A 1531-nucleotide genomic window follows, 5' to 3' on the forward strand; every position below is an offset into this window, starting at 1 on the left:
GTGTCTTCAATATTAATTGTCTGTTCTTGAGTTGTTGTGTTTCCACAAGCATCAATTGCTGTCCAAGTTCTAGTAATAATATAATTACTATCACAAGTTCCAGTTGTAGTTACATCTGTAAAAGAAACAGTAGGCGTAGCACAATCATCTGTAGCCGTAGCAACACCAGTGTTTGCTGTAGAAGTATCGTCGGTACATTCTAAAGTTACATCTACAGGAAGTGACAATATAGGATCTACAGTATCCATAATAGAATAGGTAGCAGTGAAGAAGTCTGAGTTTCCACACGCATCCGCTGCTGTAAATGTCACTATAATAGCATTGTTATCACAATCTACATCTGACATCTGACCGTAATCGTTAGTCCATATAACTGTAGAGCAATTATCTGTAGCAGATGCACCAGCATTGCTTGATAACCAATCTTCTAAAGTTCCATCTGGAGTTACACCACATTGAATAGCTATATTTTCAACAGCGGTTGTATCGATAACAGGCGCCGTAGTATCTTCAATATTAATTGTCTGTTCTTGAGTTGTTGTGTTTCCACAAGCATCTGTTAGTGTCCAAGTTCTTATGAAAGACGATTCGTTAGCACAAGATTCGGCAGTTGAAGCACCATCAGTGTATGTTGCTTCTAAAGCAGCGTTTCCACAGTTATCAGCTTCATCGGTAACATCACCAGTTACTGTTAAGTCGGTAATATCTTGATCACATTCTAAAGTGACTGCAGCAGGAACCGTAAAGGTTGGCGCCGTAGTATCTTCGATGTTAATTATTTGCTCTTGAGTTGTTGTGTTTCCACAAGCATCTGTTAGTGTCCAAGTTCTAATAAAAGAAGACGCGTTAGCACAAGATCCAGCAGTTGAAGCGCTATCAGTGTATGTTGCTTCTAGAGCAGCGTTTCCACAATTATCAGCTTCATCGGTAACATCACCAGTTACTGTTAAGTCGGTAATATCTTGATCACACTCTAAAGTCACTTCAGTAGGAACCGTAAAGGTTGGCGCCGTCGTGTCTTCGATGTTGATTATCTGCTCTTGAGTTGTTGTGTTTCCACAAGCATCCGTTAACGTCCAAGTTCTAATAAAAGAAGACGCGTTGGCACAAGAACCAGCAGTTGAAGCGCCATCCGTGTATGTTGCTTCTAAAGCAGCGTTTCCACAATTATCAGCTTCATCAGAAACATCACCAGTTACTGTTAAGTCGGTAATATCTTGATCACATTCTAAAGTCACTTCAGTAGGAACCGTAAAGGTTGGCGCCATTGTATCTTCGATGTTGATTGTTTGCTCTTGAGTTGTAGTATTTCCACAAGCATCCGTTAGCGTCCAAGTTCTAATAAAAAAAGACGCGTTGGCACAAGAGCCAGCAGTTGAATTTCCGTCAGTATACGTCGCTTTTAAAACAGCGTTTCCACAATTATCAGCTTCATCAGAAACATCACCAGTTACTGATAAGTCGGTAATATCTTGATCACATTCTAAAGTCACTTCAGTTGGAACCGTAAAGGTTGGAGCCGTTGTGTCTT

At 40.4% G+C, this 1531-nt stretch carries 1 protein-coding gene; it reads right to left on the reverse strand.

Translation table 11 applies throughout. From position 1 onward, the window contains the following. A partial coding sequence (locus ES676_RS14835; RefSeq protein WP_449374891.1) for an HYR-like domain-containing protein occupies positions 1-1531 on the reverse strand: 1531 nt, incomplete at both ends.

The sequence above is a fragment of the Bizionia saleffrena genome (genome assembly GCF_008086175.1).
In the GTDB taxonomy this organism is placed as follows: domain Bacteria; phylum Bacteroidota; class Bacteroidia; order Flavobacteriales; family Flavobacteriaceae; genus Bizionia; species Bizionia saleffrena.